Below are 21,253 nucleotides of genomic sequence, written 5' to 3' on the forward strand. Positions count from 1 at the left end.
AGAAGGATTGTAAGTTTCTTCAATTTAATTACAAACGCATGTTCCGGTTGTCGTGAGTATGCTATACTATTGAAACGAAGAAATGCAGAGCTGCGGAAGGAGCTTGTCGTTATGCCGGTAACCTTGTTAACAGGCCGCTCGGGCAGCGGAAAGACTACGAAAATATGGAGGGAAGTCACCTCCGCTCTGGAGCAGGAGCCGCTGGGCGCACCGATTATTGTGCTTGTACCGGAGCAAGGCTCCTTTGGAGCGGAGCGCGGACTGCTGACAGCGGGGAAGGTGCGGGGAAGCGTCCGGGCGCAGACGCTCAGCTTCTCGCGGCTTGCTTACCGGGTACGGCAGGAAACCGGAGGCAGCGCCAGTCTGCCCATTTCCGAAGAAGGCAAGAAGATGCTTATCTACCGGATTATCAGCCGCCGCAAGGAGGAGCTGAAGCTCTTTGGCGCGTCTTCGGATAGACCGGGCTTTGTGGAACGGCTGAGTGAGCTGCACACCGAACTGAAGCGCTGCTGTCTGGGTGCAGCCGATCTGGAGGAGCAGTTGTCAAGGATGCGGGACTCCATTCTAAGAAGCCCGATTCTAGCCAGCAAGCTGGATGATCTCTATCTGGTGTTCAGCGAGCTGGAGCAGGAGATGTCCCGGCTGTACATTGATGAGGAAGACCGGCTGAATGAGCTGGCCGAACATATTAAGGAATCCTCCTACATACGCGGATCGGACATTTGGGTGGATGGTTTTCATGGTTTTACTCCTCAAGAGTTCATCGTGCTCCGCGAGCTGATGCAGTATGCCTCCAGTGTGACCATAGCGCTGACCCTGGACCACATCTATCCTTCGGGGATGCAGCCGCATGAGCTGGATCTGTTTCATCCTGCGGCTGTAACCTACATCAAGCTGCGTGGAATGGCGGAGGAGATGGGCCTGACGGTATGGGACGAGCAGCTTGCTCCACCGGTGCTGCCGCGGTTTGCCGGAAGTCCGGTTCTTGCCCATTTGGAGCGGGGCTTCGGCCGCCGGACCCGCTGGAGCGGCGATGCCGCAGAGGCAACGGATGCCATTACCCTCACTGCGGCCGCTTCGCGCCGGGCCGAGGTGGAAGGAAGCCTGCGGGAGATGCTCCGGCTGGTCCGTGACGAAGGGGCGAAATATGGCGAGATGGCTGTATTTATGCGGAGTATTGCCGATTACGAGCAGCTTGTGGTCCCAATGTTCCAGGATTATGGCGTTCCCTTCTTCCTTGACCAGAAGATGAATGAGCTGCACCACCCGCTGGTGGAATTTATCCGCTCTGCCATGGATGTGGTCCGCCGCCGCTGGCGTTATGAGGACGTGTTCCGCTGTGTGAAGACGGAGCTGCTGCTTCCGCTTGACTATAGCATTACCCGTGAGGATATGGACGAGCTGGAGAACTATGTGCTGGCCTGCGGTATTCAGGGGTACCGCTGGACGGATGGACGTTCCTGGAAAGGAATCCCCAGCCTTTCGCTGGAAGGCGAGAGAGTCGTGGATGAAGCCCAACTGGCGAGAATGGAGGCATGCCGGGCGGTCATAACCGGTCCGCTGCAAGCCTTTGAGAAATTGGTTAAGAAAAGCCGCAGCGGCTTGGACCTCTGTACAGCCGTGTATGCTCTGCTGTCGGATACGGATGCGGCGCGCAAGCTGGAGCGGATGAGTGTGGAGGCAATAGAAGCCGGACGGCCTGAGGCGGCCGGCGAACATAGCAAGCTATGGGGATCTGTGCTGGGGCTGCTCGATCAGATTGCAGAGATGATGGGCAATGAACGGATGGACCTTGACGTTTTCGCCGGGGTGCTGGAGACCGGACTGGCTGAGCTGAAGATGGGGCTGGTGCCGCCTGCGCTGGATCAGGTGCTGGTTGGGAATATGGACCGGACCCGGGTTTCGGGTGTGAAGTATGCCTTTTTGCTGGGGTTCAATGAAGGCGTCGTTCCCGCCCAGTTCAAGGATGACGGCATTCTCTCGGAGGGAGAGCGTCTGCAACTGGAGAATACGGGAATGGAGCTAGCTTCCGGTTCGTCCCGCAAGCTGCTGGATGAGCGTTTTCTGATTTACAATGCGCTCACTTCAGCAAGCGGCAAGCTCTGGGTAAGCTATGCCGCTGCGGATGAAGAGGGCAAGGCTCTGCTCCCATCTGAGATTATCCGTCATTTGCAGGGGATGTTTCCGGGTGCGCTCAAGGAGCAGTTTGTTTCCGGGTTCCCCCCGGCTGGAGCGGCAGACGAAGCGGGTATGACCGAAGCACTGCATATGAGCTTTGTCGGAGCGCCGGAGCAGAGTCTGCGGATGCTGATTATGCAGCTTCGGCAGTGGCGCCAGGGGGTAGAGATTCCTGAATTGTGGTGGGATGTCTACAACTGGTTTATTGCGAACGGGGAGTATGGACCGAAGCTGAGACATTTGCTCGGCTCTCTGTTCTACCGCAATGACGGAATCCGGCTGAAACGGGAGACCAGCCTGCGCCTATACGGGGGAACCACGCTGCGCGGCAGCGTGTCCCGCATGGAGAAGTTCGCTGCGTGCTCCTTCTCGCATTTCGCTTCCTATGGCCTGAGATTGAGGGAGCGCCAGCTATACAAGCTGCAAGCACCGGACATTGGGCAGCTCTTCCATGCCGCCCTCAGCGATATGGCGCAGCGGCTGCAGAAGCAGGGTCGCGGCTGGGGCAGTCTGACGGCGGAGGAATGCCGCCGTGAGGCGGGCGAGACGGTGGACAAGCTCTCGCCGCTCCTGCAGGGTGAAATCCTGATGAGCAGCAAGCGCTACGGGTATATCTCACGCAAGCTCAAGAGTATCGTCAGCCGCGCCTCCGTCATCCTGGGCGAACATGCCCGGAGGGGCAGCTTTGAGCCGGTAGGGCTGGAGCTGGATTTTGGCCCCGGCAAGGACCTGCCGCCGCTGAGAATTAACCTGCCAAACGGCTGTGTCATGGAAGTGGTAGGCCGGATTGACCGGGTGGATAAGGCTGAAGGCGAGCAGGGCATCCTGCTGCGCGTTATTGACTATAAATCAAGCCAGAAGGATCTTAAGCTGCACGAAGTGTATTACGGGCTGTCGCTGCAAATGCTGACCTATCTGGATGTGCTGCTGACCTATTCGGAGCAGTGGCTGGGCAAGACCGCTTTGCCGGCCGGAACGCTATATTTCCACGTGCATGACCCGCTGCTGACTTCGGCGAACGGGTTGAACCGCGAGCAGGCGGAGCAGGAGCTGCTCAAGCGTTTCAAAATGAAGGGCCTGCTCACGGCTGACCGTGAGGTGGTCTCGCTTATGGATACTACGCTGGATAAAGGGTATTCCTCGATTGTGCCGGTGGCGCTGAAGAGCGATGGCGGATTTTACAGCAGTGCTTCGGTGGCTACCCCCGAGCAGTGGGGGCATCTGCTGTCCTCGGTGCGCAGCACGATTTCCGATATCGGGACACGCATTACCGAAGGCGATGTTACGATTGCGCCTTACCGCATTCAGCAGGAAACAGCCTGTACCTTCTGCGCTTTCCGGCCGGTCTGCCAGTTCGACGAGGCCGTGGAGGGCAATGCATACAACAATCTGGGCAAGCCCGGTAAGGAAGTTATCTGGGATCTGCTGTCCCGCGAAGGAGGAGAGAAGCCATGAACCTGAGAGCTGAAATAGAGCCCAAACCGGAAGGAAGCCTATGGAGCGACGACCAGTGGCGCGCGATTGCCGAGAGCGGTGACGATATCCTGGTCGCGGCGGCGGCAGGCTCCGGCAAAACGGCGGTGCTGGTGGAGCGGATTATCCGTAAAATCAGCAGCGTGGAGAGCGGGTTCAGCGTGGAGCGGCTGCTGGTAGCCACATTTACAAAGGCGGCCGCCTCAGAGATGCGCCAGCGTATCCGTGAGGCGCTGGAACGGAAGCTGGAGGAAGCGGAGTCCGGGGATGGGGAAGGAAGCCGGGGCAATGAGCATCTGCGCCGCCAGCTTGCTCTGCTCGGCAAAGCCTCGATTACGACGCTGCATTCCTTTTGCCTGGAGGTGATCCGGCGGTATTACCAGCTTATTCCGATTGATCCGGGCTTCCGGATTCTGAATGAGCATGAGGCGGAGATGATGCGCCAGGAGCTGCTGGAGGAGCTGCTCGAAGAGAAGTACGGGGAAGTCAGCGAGGACGGGGAGGATACGGTCTTTGTACAGCTTGCAGACTGGTTCAGCGGTGAGCGCAGCGATGATGCCGTGCATGCGCTGGTGCAGCGTCTGCATGATTTCGCGCGCAGCCATCCCTGGCCGTCGGAGTGGCTGCGGGATACGGCTGCCGATTTTTCGCTGCCGGATGCGGAGGCGTTAAGCCGCACGTCTTGGGTACAGAGCATTCTGGCGGAAGCGAAGCTGACGCTGGATGGGGCTTCCAGCCAGCTCCGGCAGGGCATGGATATTGCTATGCAGCCGGGCGGACCGGCTCCTTATGCCGAGAATCTGACGGCGGATCTGGAAATGGTGCAATCGCTGCAAGAGGCGCTGGAGTTCCGTCCGTGGGCGGAACTGTATGATATTTTCATAGAAATATCGTTTGGGAAGCTGAAGGCCTGCAAGAAGGATTCGACGGACCCCGGGCTGCAGGAGACGGTTAAGGAGCTGCGTGACAGCGTGAAGAAAAGCTTGCTGGAGCTGCAAAAGTCGCTCTTTGGCCGTCCTGCCGAAACGTTCCTCCGCGAGCTGCATGAGGCAGCTCCGCTGATGCAGGAGCTGGCCGAGACGGTGATCGAATTCGGTGAGCGCTATCGTGCAGAGAAGGCAGGCCGGGGACTGGTCGATTTCAGCGATCTGGAGCATTACTGTCTGAAGATTCTGCGCCATGAGGATTCAGTACCCGGCCATTCCGTACCTTCGGATGCGGCGATGGAATACCGCGCCCAGTTCGACGAGGTGCTGCTGGACGAGTATCAGGATACGAACAGCGTGCAGGAGGAGATCGTAAGGCTGATCTCCCGGGAATCGCCCGGCAACCGGTTTATGGTCGGCGATATGAAGCAGAGCATTTACCGTTTCCGGCTGGCTGAGCCGGGATTGTTTCTGGATAAATATCAGAGCTTTGGATCAGGCGGAGACCGCAGTGGTGATGTCTCATCCATAAGCAAAGCAGGTGACGGGACTGGTGAAGGTGCTGGGCCGGTTAAGTCATCTGGGGGCTCGGTCATTGATCTGGCCCGTAATTTCCGCAGCCGCCGGGAGGTTGTGAATGCTGTAAATATGATCTTCCGGCAGATCATGGACCGCACGGTTGCCGAGATAAGCTACGATGAGCGTGCGGAATTGGTTTATGGTGCGAGCTTTCCGGGTGCAGAGGACAAGGGGCCGGATACTTATTTTGCCCCTGAGCTGCTCATTATCGACCGGGGAACTTCGTCCGCCGGACGCACGGATGAACCCTCTGAGGACGGAGAGCTTCCTCCGCAGGAGAGTGAAGCCATTGAGAGTGAAACCGCGCAGCTTGAGGCGCGCGCGATTGTCCGGCGCATCTCACAGATGACCGGCATGACCGGCAGCGAGCCGCTGCTTATCTATGATAAAGCGCTGCGCCTCATGCGGCCGGTTGTGTACGGCGATATCGTGATTCTGCTGCGGTCCGCGCGGATCTGGACACCACTGATGCTCGAGGAGCTGCGGCTTGAAGGTATCCCGGCGTATGGAGATCAGACCAAAGGCTATTTTCAGGCCACCGAGGTCGAAGTTGCCCTTTCGCTGCTGCAGATTGTTGACAATCCGCGCCAGGACATCCCTCTGGCGGGGGTGCTCCGTTCTCCTGTAGTGAACCTGCGTGAAGAAGAGCTGGCAGCGGTGCGGCTATGCAGCAACGGCACGTTCTTCGATGCTGTGCTGGCGGCTGCGGGAGTGCAGCCAGCGGGAGGAAATGAGACGGAAAATGCCGAAGCTGGGACGGGTGCTGTATCAGATTATTTTGCTGCGGCTGATTCTGCCGCTACCTCTGAAGGCAATGTGCTGGAATCAGCCATTGCCCATTCCGGTGAATCGGCTGCGGCTTATGAAGCAAGTATCGCGGGAAGCAGCGGTGCGGAGAATGCAGCGGGCGATGCTGCCATACCGGAGATTTCCGGGAAGCTCCGGGCGAAGCTGAAGAAATTTCTGGGGCAGCTTGAGGGCTGGAGAACTGCGGCCCGCCAAGGCAGTCTCAGTACTTTGATATGGCGTATTTATGGAGAGAGCGGTTATCTGGAGTGGGCCGGCGGCCTGCCGGGCGGATTTCAGCGCCAGAATAATCTTACCGCTCTGTATGACCGGGCGGTACAGTTTGAGAAAGACACCTCCTCGCGCGGCCTGTTCCGTTTCCTGGTATTTATTAATAGGCTGAGGGAAAACGGAGGAGACCTTGGTGTGGCCGGAGGAACAGGCGAAGAAGCCGGCGGTGTCAGAATTATGACCATTCACAAGTCCAAGGGACTGGAGTTTCCAGTGGTATTTCTGGCCGGCATGGCTAAGCCGTTCAACCGCCAGGATCTACATTCGCCGTTCCTTGTGCATAAGGAGCTTGGGTTTGGCCCGCGTTTTGTGGAACGGGAGACCCGGGTCAGCTATCCGACACTGCCCTACCTGGCAATTAACCGCCGTTCGCGCCTGGAGCTGCTTGCGGAGGAAATGCGTGTGCTCTATGTCGGGTTAACCCGGCCGCGGGACAAAATGATTCTCGTGGGCACGGTGAGAGATTTGCCGCGCACCCTCGCGGGCTGGAGCAGCGTGCAGGGCCGAGAGGAGTTGCTGCTGGCGGACCATTTGCTGGCCCGTGGCCGCAGCTATCTGGATTGGGTGGGACCGGCGCTGATCCGCCATCCGGGTGCGGCTATTCTGCGCAAGCTTGCCGGAGCCGAAGGCCCGGTATCTACAGTGCTGCACCGGGATGATTCCAACTGGAGTATTTCAACCTTGAACGCCTCTGAGCTCAGCTCCGGGTCTGTTCTGTCTAAGGATGGCGATGCAGAGAAGGATGAGGAACGTTATGCAAATCTTGAAGCCATGCGGCACGGCCGCCGTGTACCTTCCAAGAGTACTCCGGCAGAGGCGGTAATCAACGCAAGATTGCAGTGGGAGTATCCTTACGCGGCCGCTTCCGGTATCCCGGCCAAAACCTCCGTAACGGAGCTTAAGGCCATGCTGTCCATGCAGGAGCAGCCTTCGTACGATTTGCTGGAAGAGGCTCAGCTTGCGGCAAGAGCAGGGGAGCCTGTGCGGAGTAGGGCAGGCGGAGACAGTCTGCATCTGCAGCGCCCGAAATTTATGGAGAAGCGGGGCTTGTCGCCTTCGGAACGGGGAACGGCCTATCATACGGTTATGCAGCATGTTCCACTGGAAGGACCGGTAGACCGGACTGTGCTGGAAGCTACATTGGCCCAGCTTACACGGCTTGCCATTCTCAGCAGTGAACAAGCCGACGCGGTTGAGCTTGCTGAAGTAGAAGCTTTTTACAATGCGGAGATTGGCCGGAGACTGCTAGGGGCCTCGTGGGCAAGAAGAGAGCAGCCTTTCAGCTACATGGTTCCGGCGAGTGAGGCCTACAGTGATCTTGCCTACCTGCGTGAAGCGGCTGCCGGACTTGAAATTCATGAAGGCAGCGCGGCTTTTGGAGAATCCGTCCTGATTCAAGGTGTGATCGACTGTCTGTTCCGCGAAGAGGGACGTTTGATTCTGCTGGATTACAAGACAGATTCGGTACAGAGGCATCCGGGCGGCCTGGAGGCTTTGAAGGAGAAATACCGTTTTCAACTGGAGCTGTACAGCAAGGCGCTGCTTGATATTTTGGGTGAGCCGGTCAGCGAAATCTGGCTGTACTTTTTTGACGGCGGACAGGCTGTGAGTCTGTGAATGAAATTGGGTTTGTTTGGGTACCAGCAGATCGTTAGACTCTACATGCCGGAGTTCATACGATGCTCTGCTGAACGGGGGGGCAGGGTGGTGTGGAGATCACTTTGCAGGCGCAGCAGGTTCCACGGACAGAATCATCTCCTGATCGAAAGAGTCTGCCCGTTGGACGGACTGAGCAGCTCTTAATTCCGCTGGAAACCATTGTTCTGCAAGTACACGGACTCCAGAGCCGTTACGGGGGGATATTTCCCCAAAATCCACCTGCCGGAGAGGCGATAAGCGCGTCCCGGTCCGTTAGCTCGGTGAAGGAGATCCCTTTCGGGCAAATAGAGGCTTTACGGTCCGTTAAGGAGCAGGAGGCAGGATACGGCGAATCCCTCTCTCCCCTAAGTCCAAAGGCTCCATTCTAAACCATAGATGTAGAACGGATGCTGTACTAGGAATCTATACACGTTGAGCTTTAAAAAGTTAAGAGTGCAGAAGTTTGGATATTTACGGAGCGGCAGCGTCCGCCTAAGAGCTTTCCGTAGGAAAGCTGGCATTGTAGGCATAGGCTATATTTGGATTACTACCGCGTTCAGCGGCTTCAATCAGGAAATCCAGTTATAACAGCGGCCGGAAGTCCAAACATTCCCCGTAATTACGAACAGACTCTAATATGAAACTCTAAGTTCGATTTATGCAGGAATCTATCATTTATCAATCTATCAATCTATTAGTGCCGCATGACCGGCGGGGAAAAGAGGGTGAACATGCGCATATTGCATACGGGGGACTGGCATCTTGGCCGGACGCTGGAAGGGAGAAGCCGGCAGAAGGAGCAGGAACAGTTCATTGATGAGCTGGTGGAAATTGCCGATTCCTCCCAAGCGGACCTTATATTAATGGCCGGAGACGTCTATGATTCTGTGAATCCTCCGGCAGCGGCGGAGCAATTGTTCTACGATGCTGCCGCCAGACTGACGGCGAGCGGCAGGCCGCTCGTTGTTATCTCGGGCAATCATGATCAGCCGGAACGGGTAGCTTCCGTGTCCCCGCTCGTCCGCAGACAGGGCATTACGCTGGTGGGCTTGCCTACCTCAGAGCCAGTGACGGTTCATGCCGTGCGTACCGGAGAAATCGCCAAAATCGCTGCGCTTCCCTACCCCTCCGAAGCCCGGCTCGGCGAACTGCTCGCCGGAGACAGCGCAGAGGAGGAGCTGCGTCTGGCCTATAGCGCCCGGGTCGGCAGGCTGATGAAGCTGCTGGGCCGGGAATTTACGCCGCAGACGGTGAATCTGGCAATGAGTCATATCTATGTGCTCGGCGGCGTAGAGAGCGATTCGGAGCGGCCGATTCAGGTCGGCGGAGCGTACACCGTAGATCCCTCGGCCCTATCCTGCGGCGCACAGTATACGGCGCTTGGACATCTCCACCGCGCCCAGCGGGTCAAAGGCGACGGCATGATCCGCTACAGCGGCTCGCCGCTCGCCTACAGCTTCTCGGAGGCTGGGCAGGCTAAATCGGTCGCGATGATAGAGGTGGCTCCAGGCGGCGAGCCTACCTTTGAAGAAATCTATCTCCGCTGTGGCCGTCCGTTGGTGAAATGGAAGTCCTCCGGCGGTCTGCAGGAGGTGTATAGCTGGCTGGATGAAGGCAGGGATGCCGAAGCCTTTATTGATCTGGAGCTTCGCCTTACAGAAGCAATGTCGCTCAATGACATCCAGCGGCTGCGCAAATCCCGTGAGGGAATTATCCATATCCGGCCGATTTATCCGCAGATGGAGCAGGAACTGGAGGAGCTGTCCCGTTCACGCATGCCCGTACAGGAGCTGTTCCGCAGGTTCTACCAGCGGCAGACCGGCGGGGCGGAGCCTGAGGACAGCCTGGTAGAGCTGTTCCTGGAGCTGGCGGAAGAAGAACGGCGCGAGCCTGCAGAAGGAGAGGAGGATTGAAGTGAAGCCGATTCTATTAAAAGTAGCCGGGCTGCAGAGCTATAGAGAGCAGCAGGAGATTGATTTTGCGAGCCTGACCGAGACTGGACTGTTCGGTATCTTCGGACCGACGGGCAGCGGCAAGTCCAGTCTGCTGGATGCGATTACACTAGCCATGTATGGTAAGGTGGAACGCGCGGTGAACGGGACACAGGGCATCATGAACCATTCCGAGGATCAGCTTAGCGTGGCTTTCACTTTTGAGCTTGTTTCCTCTGCCGGGCCGCGCCGTTACCGGGTCGAACGTAAATTCAAGCGTACCGGGGATCAAACGGTCAGTAATACAATCAGCCGATTCATTGAGGTTACAGCAGACGGCGACCAGGTGATGGCTGACAAGCTCGCCGATGTGACGAAATGTGTGGAAGAGCATATTGGACTCAAAATGGATGACTTCACCCGTGCCGTGGTGCTGCCTCAGGGCAAATTCGCCGAGTTCCTGTCGCTGCGCGGCGTAGACCGCAGACAGATGCTTCAGCGTCTCTTTCATCTGGAGCAGTACGGCGACGGGCTGGCGCTGAAGCTCAGCCGCCGGGTCAAGGAGAACGAGGCGGCGCTGCGGGCGCTGGAGGCCGAGCAGCAGGGTCTCGGCAGCGCCGGGCAGGCTGACGTAGAGGCTGCCGCTGAACGCCAGCAGGCAGCGGTCCGCCATGCAACGGACTGCCGCAAGCGGTTGGATGAGGCGGTGCAGCGGGCAGAGCGCTACGCCCGAATCCGCGAGCTGCAGGATGAGCGCACCCGCCGCGAAGGCCAGCGGCGGGGTCTGCTCCAGCAGGAGGCGGACATCCTCCTGCTGGAGCAGAAGCTCGGCAAATCTGACGAAGCCGAGAAGATGCTGCCCGCGCTGAAGGCCTGGCGCAGCGCGGAAGAGGCCTGGAAGAGCCGTCTGGCCCGGGCGGAGGGCCAGGAGGCTTCCGCCGCCGCCGCCGAGCGGCAGGCGGCGGGGCTGGCAGCGGCCGAAGCAGCGGCACAGGCCGCGCTGGCCGCAGAGGAGCCTGCCCTCCGGGAATCGGAGGGCACGTACCGCCGCGCGCTCGAGCTGGAAGCCGAGCTTCGCGAACTGCGGCAGGGGCGCACAGCGGTGCTGGAGCGCCGCGACGAGGCCTCCCGCGGGCTGGCTGCCCGGCGGGAGAGCATGGCCCGGGAGCGTGAGCTTTTGGCCAAGGGCCAAAAGCGCCAGCAAGAGCTGCAGGCGAGCCTGCAGCCGCTCGCGGTCCGCTCCCAGGAGCGGCAGTCGCTGCAGGAGGCCATGCAGCGGCTGCAGGTTCTGCGTTCCGCCTCCTCCCAATGGGAGACGGCGGAACGTGAGCGCGCCGAGCGCGCCGCGGTGCACGCGGCGGCGGAGGCGCGGCTTGCTGCCGCCGAGGACCGGCGGCAGTCGCTGGAGGCGCAGCGCGGCGGGGGAATCGCCGTCGGAGCGCTGCACCTGGAGAAGCTGCGCGCCGGAGAGGCCGCAGCAGAAGCCGCCGTAGACAGCCTGGAGCTTCATGGAAGCACAGTGGCGGCGGCACTCAAAGGACAAGAGCTGCACAGGCTCTCGCTGTCGCTCGCCCGTGAACTGCAGGACGGGCAGCCTTGCCCGGTCTGCGGCAGCCTCCATCACCCCTTGCCTGCGCTGGAGGAAGACAGCGGCGCGCAGGAGGAGCTGGAAGCCCGGCTTGAACTCAGCCGGACAATGGGCAGACGTGCGCTCGAAGTGCGCCATCAATTCCATAACTTATTGGAGCAGACCGGTGGATGGCTGGAGCAGGTTTATGGCGAAGGAGCAGCGGAGCTGATGAAGTCGCCTGCCGCTGCCGGACTGGAGCAGCGCAGCGCTGCTGGAGCCACAGTTGCCCTTAATCAGTCAATTTTGCCTTCTGCTTCTGATCCGTCAGTCGCTGCCGCTCCAGAGGGTCGGTTAGCCTCTCTTGGAGCCACCCCTCCCTCAGGTCCTGCTAATCTGTCGGATTTGCCTGCGGTCTCTGATTCCTTAGCCGTCGCTGCTCTTTCCAGTCTCAGGGAAGATCCAGCTTCTTCTGGCCCTTCAGCGGCCTCTGCTTCCAATCCTGCCTTGACTGGAGCCGCTGCCCCTTCCCCCGTCGCCTCATCTGTCCCTGATGAGGCGATGCTGGCCGGGCTTGAAGCTGAGCTTGCCGGGCTGAAGGCCCGCTCTGCGGAGCTGCGCCGCACAGCGGTGGAGTGGCAGCGTTCTATGCAGGACCAGCAGCAAATGAGGCACAGGGAAGCCGCCAGTGTGGAAGCTGAAGCAGGCTGGCTGCAGGGCATCACCGCCAAAACCGGGGAACTGAGCCGGCAACTGGCAACACTGCGGGAAGAATGGAGCGTGCTTTTTCCTGAATTGGAGCCGGGTGCTGCGGAGCAGGCCTATCGTGAAATGCTGAAGAAGGACGAGCAGGCCGATGAAATCAGGGGAAGATTGGAGATCAGCGTCAAGTTCCTGGAGGAGAAGAGTGCTGCCGTCCAGGCGCTGCAGGAGGAAATAGCGAGTCTTGACAAGGAGCTGGCCCAATGGAATGCTCAACTCGAAGGTAAAGAGGCGCTGGAGCAGGAGAAGGAGCAGCGCCTGCGGCAATGGACCGGCGGTCGTTCCGCTGCCGCTTTGCTCGCGGAGTGCGAGAAGCGTCTGCAGGAGCTGCAGACTGCGCTGGAGAGCAGCAGGCAGGGCAGCAGGCTGGCGGCGGAACAAGCCCAGCATGCGGTGAAGGAGGCGGCTATCGCCCGCCAGGCGGCGGAGTCTGCCCGCGAGCACAGTGCAGCGGCTGCCGTACAGTGGGGGAATGGCTTGCAGTCTTCTCCGTTTGCTTCGGCTTCGGAAGTGGAAGGGGCAGCCTTAACGCCGGAAGAACGCACCGGGGCTGCTGCCCGTGTGAAGGCTCATCGTGACGATGAAGCTGAAGTTGCACTGCAATTGCGGAGCATAGAAGAGAAGCTGGGCGGAGACGCAGTGAGCGGGGAGGAATGGCAGGAGAGCCAGGAGACTCTGCGCAGATGCAAGGAAGAAGACGAGAGCGCTTTGCAGAGCCGTGCGCGCGCGGAGCGTGATTTGGAGGACCTGCAGCACCGCCACATCCGCTGGATGGAGCTTGAAGGAGAACGTGTGGAGCATGCCTCGCTCCAGGATCGGCTGTCCAAGCTGCAGACAGTGCTGCGCGGCAATGCCTTTGTGGAATACATTGCCGAGGAGCAGTTAATGCAGGTATGCCAGGCCGCCTCGCAGCGGCTGCGCTTCCTGAGCAAACAGCGTTATGCGCTGGAGGTGGACTCCGGCGGAGGGTTTGTCATTCGCGATGACGGCAACGGAGGCGTCAGACGTCCGGTGTCGACTTTATCGGGAGGCGAAACCTTCCTGACCTCCCTGTCGCTGGCGCTGGCCCTATCGGCGCAGATTCAACTGCGGGGACAGTATCCGCTGCAATTCTTTTTTCTGGATGAAGGCTTTGGGACCCTCGACCCGGAACTGCTTGATACCGTTATTACCTCACTAGAAAGATTGCACAATGACCAGCTAGCGGTCGGCATCATCAGCCATGTTCCCGAACTGCGGGCCCGCTTGCCGCGCAAGCTGGTCATTGTGCCGGCAGAGCAGGGCGGCGGGGGTTCGCGGATTCTTTTGGAAAAAATGTGATGTGCGGGGTTGAATGTGATATCAGTCACAGAGACACCTTCAACCCCCTGTTATAATACAGCTAAGCCGACATCATTTTGAAACACCTCGGCGGACGTATGACCGGGAATTCTCTCCTTTTCATACGTCCGCCGCCGAATCAGCTTTCTGAGCTGTGAAGGGTGTTTCTTTTTTTTGTCTTTTTTATTGGGCTCAATTTGGAATACCTGGATCAAAATAAGCGGAAAAAGTCCCGCAAGTTCGTATTAGATCTCCATTATCCACGAGTTAAGGGGAATTCCTCCTTATATAATCGTCTATTTTTCCTCAAAAAGGGTTAGCTTCCAATAATAACGGGATGATTTCCTCCTATATTCCTGAAGCGCATGTTTTTGCCCAGAATAGAGGGCGATTTTCCTGCTAAACAAGATGAACTTTAGTTTTACTTAGAGGTGTATAGCCGTAACTGCGGGGAATGAGCGGGTTTCCGACCGCTGCCTGACTTCCGATCCAAATCTCCCCTATTTTTGAAAAGTGCTGCTTCTCTCTGCTGCACCTGCTGTATCAGATACAATTGCTGCTGGAGCATAGAACACAATATCTCTCCATAGTGAGCCTGTACCTATCTTGTACCTGGTTCTGCACCTCACCTCTGTACTTTATTCTGTACCTAATACAGCTAGGCAAAGAATAACCACAGTCCTCACATCTGCCGTCCCGTTAACGACTGCCCGGGTACCGCTGCCTGCGGCTTTCCCAATTCGGAAATATCCTGTATGATTAGTAGCATAATGAATTTCAGGACAGCAGCGTTAACAATTAAGTAGGAGGAAATCCCTATGGAAACTGTGTTTAGCAAAATCATTGAAGGATCAATTCCATCCAGGAAAGTGTTTGAGAATGAGCGGATTCTGGCGTTTTATGACATTGAGCCTGCCGCCCCGGTGCATGTGCTGATCATTCCCAAGAAATACATTGCTTCCATGAAAGATGTTACACCTGAGGATCTGCCGCTGATCGCAGAGATTCACGCTGTGGCGCAGCAAATTGCTGTGGAGCTGGGGATTTCCGAGAGCGGGTACAGACTGATTAACAACTGTGGTCCGGACAGCGGACAAGCCGTGCCTCATCTACATTATCACTTGCTTGGCGGAGCCAAATTGGGCGCCCTCGTCGGGACTTCAACATCTCACGCGTAACAGATTTTTAATACGGAAGCGCCAGCCCAAAAAAAGAATGACACGAAGGTTGACACCATATTTCGCTTTGACCTATAATGAAATTTGATGAACCGTGTTGTTATGCTCTTGGACGGTCTGGTCGGAGGGAGGGAAAACTGGTGTCTGAAACGAAAGTTCGTAAAAACGAGACAATTGATGCTGCACTTCGTCGCTTTAAACGTTCCATTGCTAAAGATGGTGTCTTGGCTGAGGTGAAGAAACGCAAGCATTATGAAAAGCCAAGCGTAAAGCGCAAGAAGAAGTCTGAGGCTGCTCGTAAGAGAAAGTTTTAGGAGGATTACCCACGCATGAATCTTAGCGAACGATTGAACGAAGATATGAAGCAAGCGATGAAGAGTAAGGACAAGTTCACACTCTCCACGATTCGAATGGTTCGTTCTACAATAAAGTATCTTGAAATAGATTTGAAGAGAACATTAGACGACAACGAAGTGCTTGATATCCTTAGTCGTGAAATCAAACAGCGCAAAGATGCCCTCCAAGAATTTGAATCAGCGGGTCGCGACGAGCTTGCCGCGAGTACGAAGGCAGAAATCGAGATTATCATTAAATACCTTCCTGAACAGCTTTCCGAAGAAGAAATTAAAGTAATTGTACAGCAGACCATCCAGGAAACCGGTGCTTCTTCGAAAAGTGAAATGGGTAAGGTGATGAGCGCACTGATGCCTAAGGTAAAAGGTCGCGCCGATGGTAAACTTGTGAACCAGGCGGTTCAACAATTTCTGCAATAATATAACGCTAGCACCCCTTTTTATAAGGGGTGTTTTTCATTTTAAGGGACATTTGTATAAGAAATTACTTATACTTTGTCCCTCTTTTTTCGCCCCTTTGCTGATATTGTTTTGAAACTCCTTTTCGGAATAGGCGTACTAAGCATTATAAATTGGAGATATGCTAAGGAAAGGGGGTTAGAGTTTGAATAAATTTCGAAAAATAGCTGTGGCAGCCGTCTCTGCCCTTTTGCTGCTTTTGCTCTTTGTGCCTTTGCCCGGAACAGCAGGCGCAGATAATACTCCGCCGCGCGCGCCGGGAGCAGTCGCTGGTCAACCCAAGAGCGGTCCGGTATTTATCATTCCGGTAGACCAGGAGATTGAGCGGGGGCTGCAGAGCTTTTTGGAGCGGGGATTCCAGGAGGCGGCCAATTACGGGGCGGTTCTGATTGTGCTGGAGATTGATACACCGGGCGGGCTTGTCGATTCCGCCGAGCAAATCGGCACGCTGGTAAGGGACAGTACAATCCCGACCGCTGCCTATATAAAAGGCGATGCCGCTTCCGCCGGCAGTTACATTGCGCTGAATGCGGGCAGCATCATCATGAAGCCCGGCAGCATGATCGGCGCGGCTTCGCTCGTAGATGGCAGCGGAAAAAGCGTGGACGACGCCAAGATGGTATCCTACTGGAAATCCAAAATGGTTGGCGCAGCTTCGCTGAATGGACGTGATCCTGAAATCGCTGCCGGCATGATGGATGTCAATCTTAGTGTCAACAAGCCTGAGCTTGGCGTGAGCAAGTCGAAGGGGCAGATTATCGCACTCAGCAGCGCCGAAGCGCTCAAAGCCGGATATGCAGACAGTATTGCGGGCACGCCGGAAGAGGCGATTACTTGGCTTGGATATTCCACTGCCGACATTTTTCGCGTAGAGCATACCGGTGCGGAAAAAATGTCGCATTTTCTGACCAATCCGATTATTATGACGATTCTGCTCTTCGTCGGGATTGCGGGAATTGTCATTGAATTGCTGGTGCCGGGGTTTGGTGCTCCGGGCATTATAGGCACACTGGCCTTTGCCCTCTATTTCTTCGGCAACTATGTGGCGGGTTTTGCGGGTGCGGAGACCTGGCTGCTGTTCATTCTGGGTCTGGTCATGCTCGTGCTGGAGCTGTTCGTCCCAAGCTTCGGCATTCTGGGGCTGCTGGGGTCGGTCAGCCTTGTTGCGGGTGTTGTACGGGCTGCTTACAGCTATACGCATGCTTTGTTCAGCCTGGGCATCGCTTTTGCGGCAGCGGCAGTGGTAATTATTATTGTAGCCGTGACCTTCAAGGAGCGGGGCATCTGGAACCGGTTTATTTTGCAGGACAGCTTAACTAAGGAGCAGGGCTTTGTGCCTGTGCCGGAGAAGCTGGATCTGATCGGCTCGATAGGGGTCAGCCTTACGCCGCTTCGTCCGGCCGGAACAGCTATGGTGGGCGGTGAACGCGTGGATGTGGTTACAGAAGGCAGCTTTGTCAACGCGGGCATGTCTATTTCCGTTGTCAAGGTCGAAGGCGGACGCGTTGTTGTGAAGGAAGCGGAGAATTAATGGATTTTAAAAGGGTAACGGAGGATGAATAATATGGGTCAAGCTTCTGTCATTACATTTTTGCTGATCGCGGTTGTCGTGATCATTGTGCTGAGCGTGTTCTTCAGTTTCTTCCCGGTGATGCTGTGGGTGTCCGCGTGGGCGTCCGGCGTTAGAATCAGCATTATTACGCTGGTGGCGATGAGACTGCGGCGGGTTACGCCAAGCCGGATCGTCAATCCGCTGATCAAGGCGACGAAGGCGGGGCTGGGACTTGGCATTAACCAGCTCGAAAGCCACTATCTGGCGGGCGGTAACGTGGACCGGGTTGTTAATGCGCTAATCGCCGCACAGCGTGCGGATATTCCGCTTGAGTTCACCCGCGCCGCTGCGATTGACCTTGCCGGACGCGACGTGCTGCTGGCGGTGCAGATGAGCGTTAATCCCCGGGTCATTGAGACCCCGGTTGTCGCTGCTGTAGCCAAGAACGGCATCGAGGTTAAGGTGAAGGCGAGAGTAACCGTCCGGGCCAATATTGACCGTCTCGTCGGCGGTGCAGGCGAAGAAACGATTATCGCGCGTGTCGGTGAAGGGATTGTAACTACAGTAGGTTCAAGCAGCTCCCATAAAGACGTGCTGGAGAATCCCGATTCGATCTCGCGGACTGTGTTGTCCAAGGGGCTTGACTCCGGGACGGCTTTTGAAATTCTGTCGATTGATATTGCCGACGTTGATGTGGGCAAGAATATCGGCGCTTATCTGCAGACCGAACAGGCTGAGGCGGACAAACGCATTGCCCAGGCCAAAGCGGAGGAACGCCGAGCGATGGCTGTGGCCCATGAGCAGGAAATGAAGGCAAAGGTTGTCGAGATGAAGGCGCTGGTGGTCGAATCCGAATCCCAGGTGCCGCTGGCTATGGCAGAAGCGCTCCGCTCCGGCAAGCTTGGTGTCATGGACTATATGAATCTCAAAAATATTGAAGCCGATACGCAAATGCGCGGCTCGCTCGGCAAAATGGGCGACGGTGAGGACAACAGCCGTCCAACCAATAAATAAAGGGATGTGAATTCCCATGGGCAGCTTAATTTATGTAGCGGTGGTAATTATCGTCGCGATCATCTCCAGCGTGAACAAAGCGGTTAGAAATAAAAGCAAAAACACCCCGGGGGGAGGCATGCCGACATTTGGCGGTGGGGACGGCTCCCTCCGGCGGGTCCGGCCCGTTGAACGGCAGCCGGAGACAACGCCCCCGATGCGGGACAGCAGCGGCTTTCCTGCTCCCGGTGACAGCTTTCCAAGCCGGACAGCGGCGTCTGCGCCAGAGAGCGAATATGACGCTTCTCCAGCCTGGTCCGATGCGGCCGAATTTCCTTCTCCCGATTATGAAACCGGAGAAGGAATGTCTTTGGAGCAATCCGGGGAGGAAGATGGAGTCCGGATGCGCTCAGAGCGAATGCAGCGGGAGCTGGAGGTGATGCAGGCCCGATTTGACGGAGCCGCCGCCGCAGTGCCGTCAAGCGCCGGGCTGGAGGCTGCAGCCGCTTCTTCAGACGCAGCAGCGGGCCAAGCAAGCTTTACAGGCGGGCGGGAAGCGCTGCGCACTGGTCTGGTGTGGGCGGAAATTCTGGGCCCTCCCCGCGCCAGGCAGCCCCATTCCTCACGCAGATAGGTCTGCGCTGTCCACAGCATTAGCGGGATGATTGCAAGCCTCTGGACTCCTGATTAGGAGTTCAGGGGCTTTTTTTGCTGCGGCCGCAAGCTATGGTGTGAGTTCTTCTCATAAAAAAATGCGCTAGCGCATAAGGTGTACAGAAGGCAGGAAGGGGGAGAAGTCTACTTATGACCCGTATCGGCCGCAGGCTGCGGGGATGGACAAACGGGCTGCTGGATCTTCCGCAGGATGTGCTGGAGGAGCTGCCCCGGATCACCCTGATCGGCAATAAAGAGCTGTATATCGAGAATCACCGCGGCGTGCTGCATTTTTCCTCCGAGCAGCTAAGGCTTGCGTTAGTGAAAGGTTCGCTGGAGATTGCCGGCGAAGGGCTTGTGATCCGCAATATCCTGGGCCAGGAGCTGGCCGTAGAGGGCATTGTCAGAGAAATCAGATACAAGGGAAGCGAGGAGAATTCATGAAGCAGCCGCCTCTGTCATCACTGCGGGGGTTCGTTACACTGCATGTGACGGGACCGCAGGTGGAAAAGTTTATTAACGCTGTAACCGAAGCGGGTATCGTCATCTGGGATGTGAGGCCTGCCGGAAACGGCGCTTCCCTGAGCCTGCTGCTGGATGACTTTTTTGCCCTTCGGCCGCTCTTGAAGAAGACAGGCTGCCGCATGCGTGTCACAGGCAGGAACGGGCTGCCGTTCAGGGCGGCGCGTCTGTGGAGACGGAAGTTTTTTGGCGCAGGGATATTGCTGTTCGGCGCTGCGCTGCTGCTGCTGTGCTCGATGGTGTGGACAGTCAGGGTCGAAGGGAACAACCGTCTCGCGTCTGAGGATATTCTGGATGCGGCACGCAGGGAGGGGATCTATCCGTTTCAGTGGATTTGGCGCATGGATGATCCGGACAAGCTCTCCAAGAAGCTGAACTCCGGGCTGCCGGGCGTATCCTGGGTCGGGGTGTCGCGGACGGGGACGAGCGTTACGATTCAGGTGGTTGAATCTGACCAGGCGGAGAACAGGCCCCTGCTCAGCAAGCGCCATCTCGTCAGCAGAACCGATGCGGTTGTGACTGAAATCTATGCCGAGCAGGGCAGGCCGGTGGTAAGCCGCAACACCCGGGTCAAAAAAGGGCAAATTCTGATCTCCGGTATAATCGGAGACGAAGGAAACGCGCAGTATGTGGTTGCCAAAGGCGAGGTTAAAGGCCTGGTCTGGCATGAATACAATATAGAGGTCCCGCTGAAAACAACCGGCAGCTCTTTCACGGGCGAGAGAAAGGACCGTACCTACCTGGTGCTGGGCAAATGGGCGATCCAACTGTGGGGCTACGGTGAATCGGATTTTGCGGAATCACGGACACTCACGGAGCATGATCCCCTGACCTGGCGCACCTTTCAGCTTCCGCTGGGAGTGCTGACCGAGAAGGAGATGGAGGTCAAAAGCACCACTGAAACCTTGACAGCGGAGGCTGCGCAGGAAGAGGGGCTTACGCGGGCGAAAAATGATATTTTGGCGCGTTACGGCACAGATAGCACCATAAAAAGTCAAAAAATTTTGCATGAGAAGAAAGACAATGGTAAAGTTTATATGAAAGTGCTCTTTGAAGTGGAAGAGAGAATTGCGGAGGAACTTCCGATAGTAAACAACTGAGGAGAATGAGGCTACTTGTCAGAACAGACTTCAAGCATTCGTATATCTTTGCAAAATGCGGGAGAAGCGCAATCCCTGTTCGGCCCGCAGGATGGATTTCTGAAAATGATCGAAAGTGAAATTCCGGCGGTTATTGACTCGCGTGAAGCCGAAATTACAGTACGCGGAGCGGAGCGGGAAGTGGACATGCTGGAACAGTTGTTTGGCGTGCTGCTGTCGCTGATTCGCAGCGGTTACATCCTTAGTGAGCGCGATGTGCAGTATGCGGTCGAGCTGGCCAAGGATTTCCGTGCCGACCAACTGCTTGATCTGTTTAAGGGTGAAATCACAACAACCTTCCGCGGCAAGCCAATCCGTGTCAAGACTATTGGACAGAAGCATTATGTGACCACCATCAAGAAGCGTGATATTGTCTTCGGCATCGGCCCCGCCGGTACCGGTAAAACCTATCTTGCCGTTGTGCTAGCAGTTACGGCGCTGAAGGAAGGCTCCGTCAAGCGCATTGTGCTTACGCGCCCGGCAGTGGAAGCAGGAGAGAGCCTGGGCTTCCTTCCAGGGGATTTGCAGGAAAAGGTCGATCCATACCTCCGTCCGCTCTATGACGCCTTATACGACGTTATGGGGCCTGATCAGGTCGCCAAGGCGCTTGAGCGGGGGCTGATTGAAATCGCGCCGCTCGCCTATATGCGGGGACGCACGCTGGATGATTCTTTTATCATCCTGGATGAAGCGCAGAATACAACACCCGAGCAAATGAAAATGTTCCTGACCCGCCTCGGCTTCGGCTCCAAAATGGTCATTACGGGCGATGTTACCCAAATAGACCTGCCGCGCGGCAAGAAATCCGGTCTGATCGAAGCAAAAGCGATTTTATCCGGCATTGAAGAGCTGGGGTTTGTCTATTTTGCAGAACAGGATGTAGTACGGCATTCCCTGGTACAGAAGATCATTGTCGCCTATGAACGCTCTGCCGAAAACCTCGAATAAAAAA

The 21,253-nt window shown here is 56.8% G+C and carries 14 protein-coding genes; all 14 read left to right on the plus strand.

All coding sequences use genetic code 11. The features are described from left to right. Positions 1 to 111: 111 nt before the first annotated feature. The 14 genes from addB (at position 112) to B212_RS0104610 (ending at position 21,249) form a co-directional block, all read left to right on the plus strand. Positions 112 to 3,633 (plus strand): helicase-exonuclease AddAB subunit AddB, encoded by a 3,522-nt coding sequence (addB, locus tag B212_RS0104540; protein WP_019909235.1) that lies wholly within the window; start codon positions 112 to 114, stop codon positions 3,631 to 3,633. Further along, positions 3,630 to 7,850, plus strand: a complete 4,221-nt coding sequence (locus B212_RS0104545) for a UvrD-helicase domain-containing protein (protein ID WP_019909236.1) — start codon at positions 3,630 to 3,632, stop codon at positions 7,848 to 7,850. Before addB ends, B212_RS0104545 begins: the two co-directional genes overlap by 4 nt. A gap of 92 nt (positions 7,851 to 7,942) precedes the next feature. Then, a complete protein-coding gene (locus tag B212_RS0104550; protein ID WP_019909237.1) occupies positions 7,943 to 8,260 on the plus strand; it encodes a hypothetical protein in 318 nt (105 codons plus the stop codon). Between the two features lie 342 nt (positions 8,261 to 8,602). After that, entirely contained in the window at positions 8,603 to 9,784 is a 1,182-nt protein-coding gene (locus tag B212_RS0104555; RefSeq protein WP_019909238.1) for an exonuclease SbcCD subunit D, read from the plus strand. Position 9,785: 1 nt separating this feature from the next. Next, complete coding sequence (locus tag B212_RS0104560; protein ID WP_019909239.1) at positions 9,786 to 13,451, plus strand: AAA family ATPase; 3,666 nt, start codon at positions 9,786 to 9,788, stop codon at positions 13,449 to 13,451. An 818-nt stretch (positions 13,452 to 14,269) separates the two neighbouring features. Then, the gene (locus B212_RS0104570; RefSeq protein WP_019909241.1) at positions 14,270 to 14,629 is read left to right on the plus strand and encodes a histidine triad nucleotide-binding protein; all 360 of its coding nucleotides are present in this window, start codon (positions 14,270 to 14,272) and stop codon (positions 14,627 to 14,629) included. Positions 14,630 to 14,769: 140 nt separating this feature from the next. Next, positions 14,770 to 14,943: a 30S ribosomal protein S21 gene (rpsU, locus tag B212_RS0104575; protein WP_005547957.1), complete on the plus strand. Its 174-nt coding sequence runs from the start codon at positions 14,770 to 14,772 to the stop codon at positions 14,941 to 14,943. 15 nt (positions 14,944 to 14,958) lie between these two features. Next, entirely contained in the window at positions 14,959 to 15,402 is a 444-nt protein-coding gene (locus tag B212_RS0104580) for a GatB/YqeY domain-containing protein (protein WP_019909242.1), read from the plus strand. Positions 15,403 to 15,640: 238 nt separating this feature from the next. Beyond that, complete coding sequence (locus B212_RS0104585; RefSeq protein ID WP_232231533.1) at positions 15,641 to 16,972, plus strand: NfeD family protein; 1,332 nt, start codon at positions 15,641 to 15,643, stop codon at positions 16,970 to 16,972. A gap of 33 nt (positions 16,973 to 17,005) precedes the next feature. Further along, the gene (gene floA, locus B212_RS0104590) at positions 17,006 to 18,007 is read left to right on the plus strand and encodes a flotillin-like protein FloA (RefSeq protein ID WP_019909244.1); all 1,002 of its coding nucleotides are present in this window, start codon (positions 17,006 to 17,008) and stop codon (positions 18,005 to 18,007) included. A gap of 16 nt (positions 18,008 to 18,023) precedes the next feature. Beyond that, positions 18,024 to 18,620 carry a hypothetical protein gene (locus B212_RS0104595; RefSeq protein WP_019909245.1) on the plus strand — a complete coding sequence of 199 codons (597 nt, stop codon included), beginning with the start codon at positions 18,024 to 18,026 and terminating at the stop codon, positions 18,618 to 18,620. Positions 18,621 to 18,790: 170 nt separating this feature from the next. Then, complete coding sequence (yqfC, locus tag B212_RS0104600) at positions 18,791 to 19,084, plus strand: sporulation protein YqfC (protein WP_019909246.1); 294 nt, start codon at positions 18,791 to 18,793, stop codon at positions 19,082 to 19,084. Next, positions 19,081 to 20,262, plus strand: a complete 1,182-nt coding sequence (gene yqfD / locus B212_RS0104605) for a sporulation protein YqfD (protein ID WP_019909247.1) — start codon at positions 19,081 to 19,083, stop codon at positions 20,260 to 20,262. The genes yqfC and yqfD overlap by 4 nt, the downstream gene beginning before the upstream one ends. A gap of 15 nt (positions 20,263 to 20,277) precedes the next feature. Continuing rightward, positions 20,278 to 21,249 carry a PhoH family protein gene (locus tag B212_RS0104610; protein ID WP_019909248.1) on the plus strand — a complete coding sequence of 324 codons (972 nt, stop codon included), beginning with the start codon at positions 20,278 to 20,280 and terminating at the stop codon, positions 21,247 to 21,249. The last annotated feature ends 4 nt before the right edge of the window (positions 21,250 to 21,253 follow it).

Source organism: Paenibacillus sp. HW567 (genome assembly GCF_000374185.1).
GTDB lineage: Bacteria > Bacillota > Bacilli > Paenibacillales > Paenibacillaceae > Paenibacillus_AQ.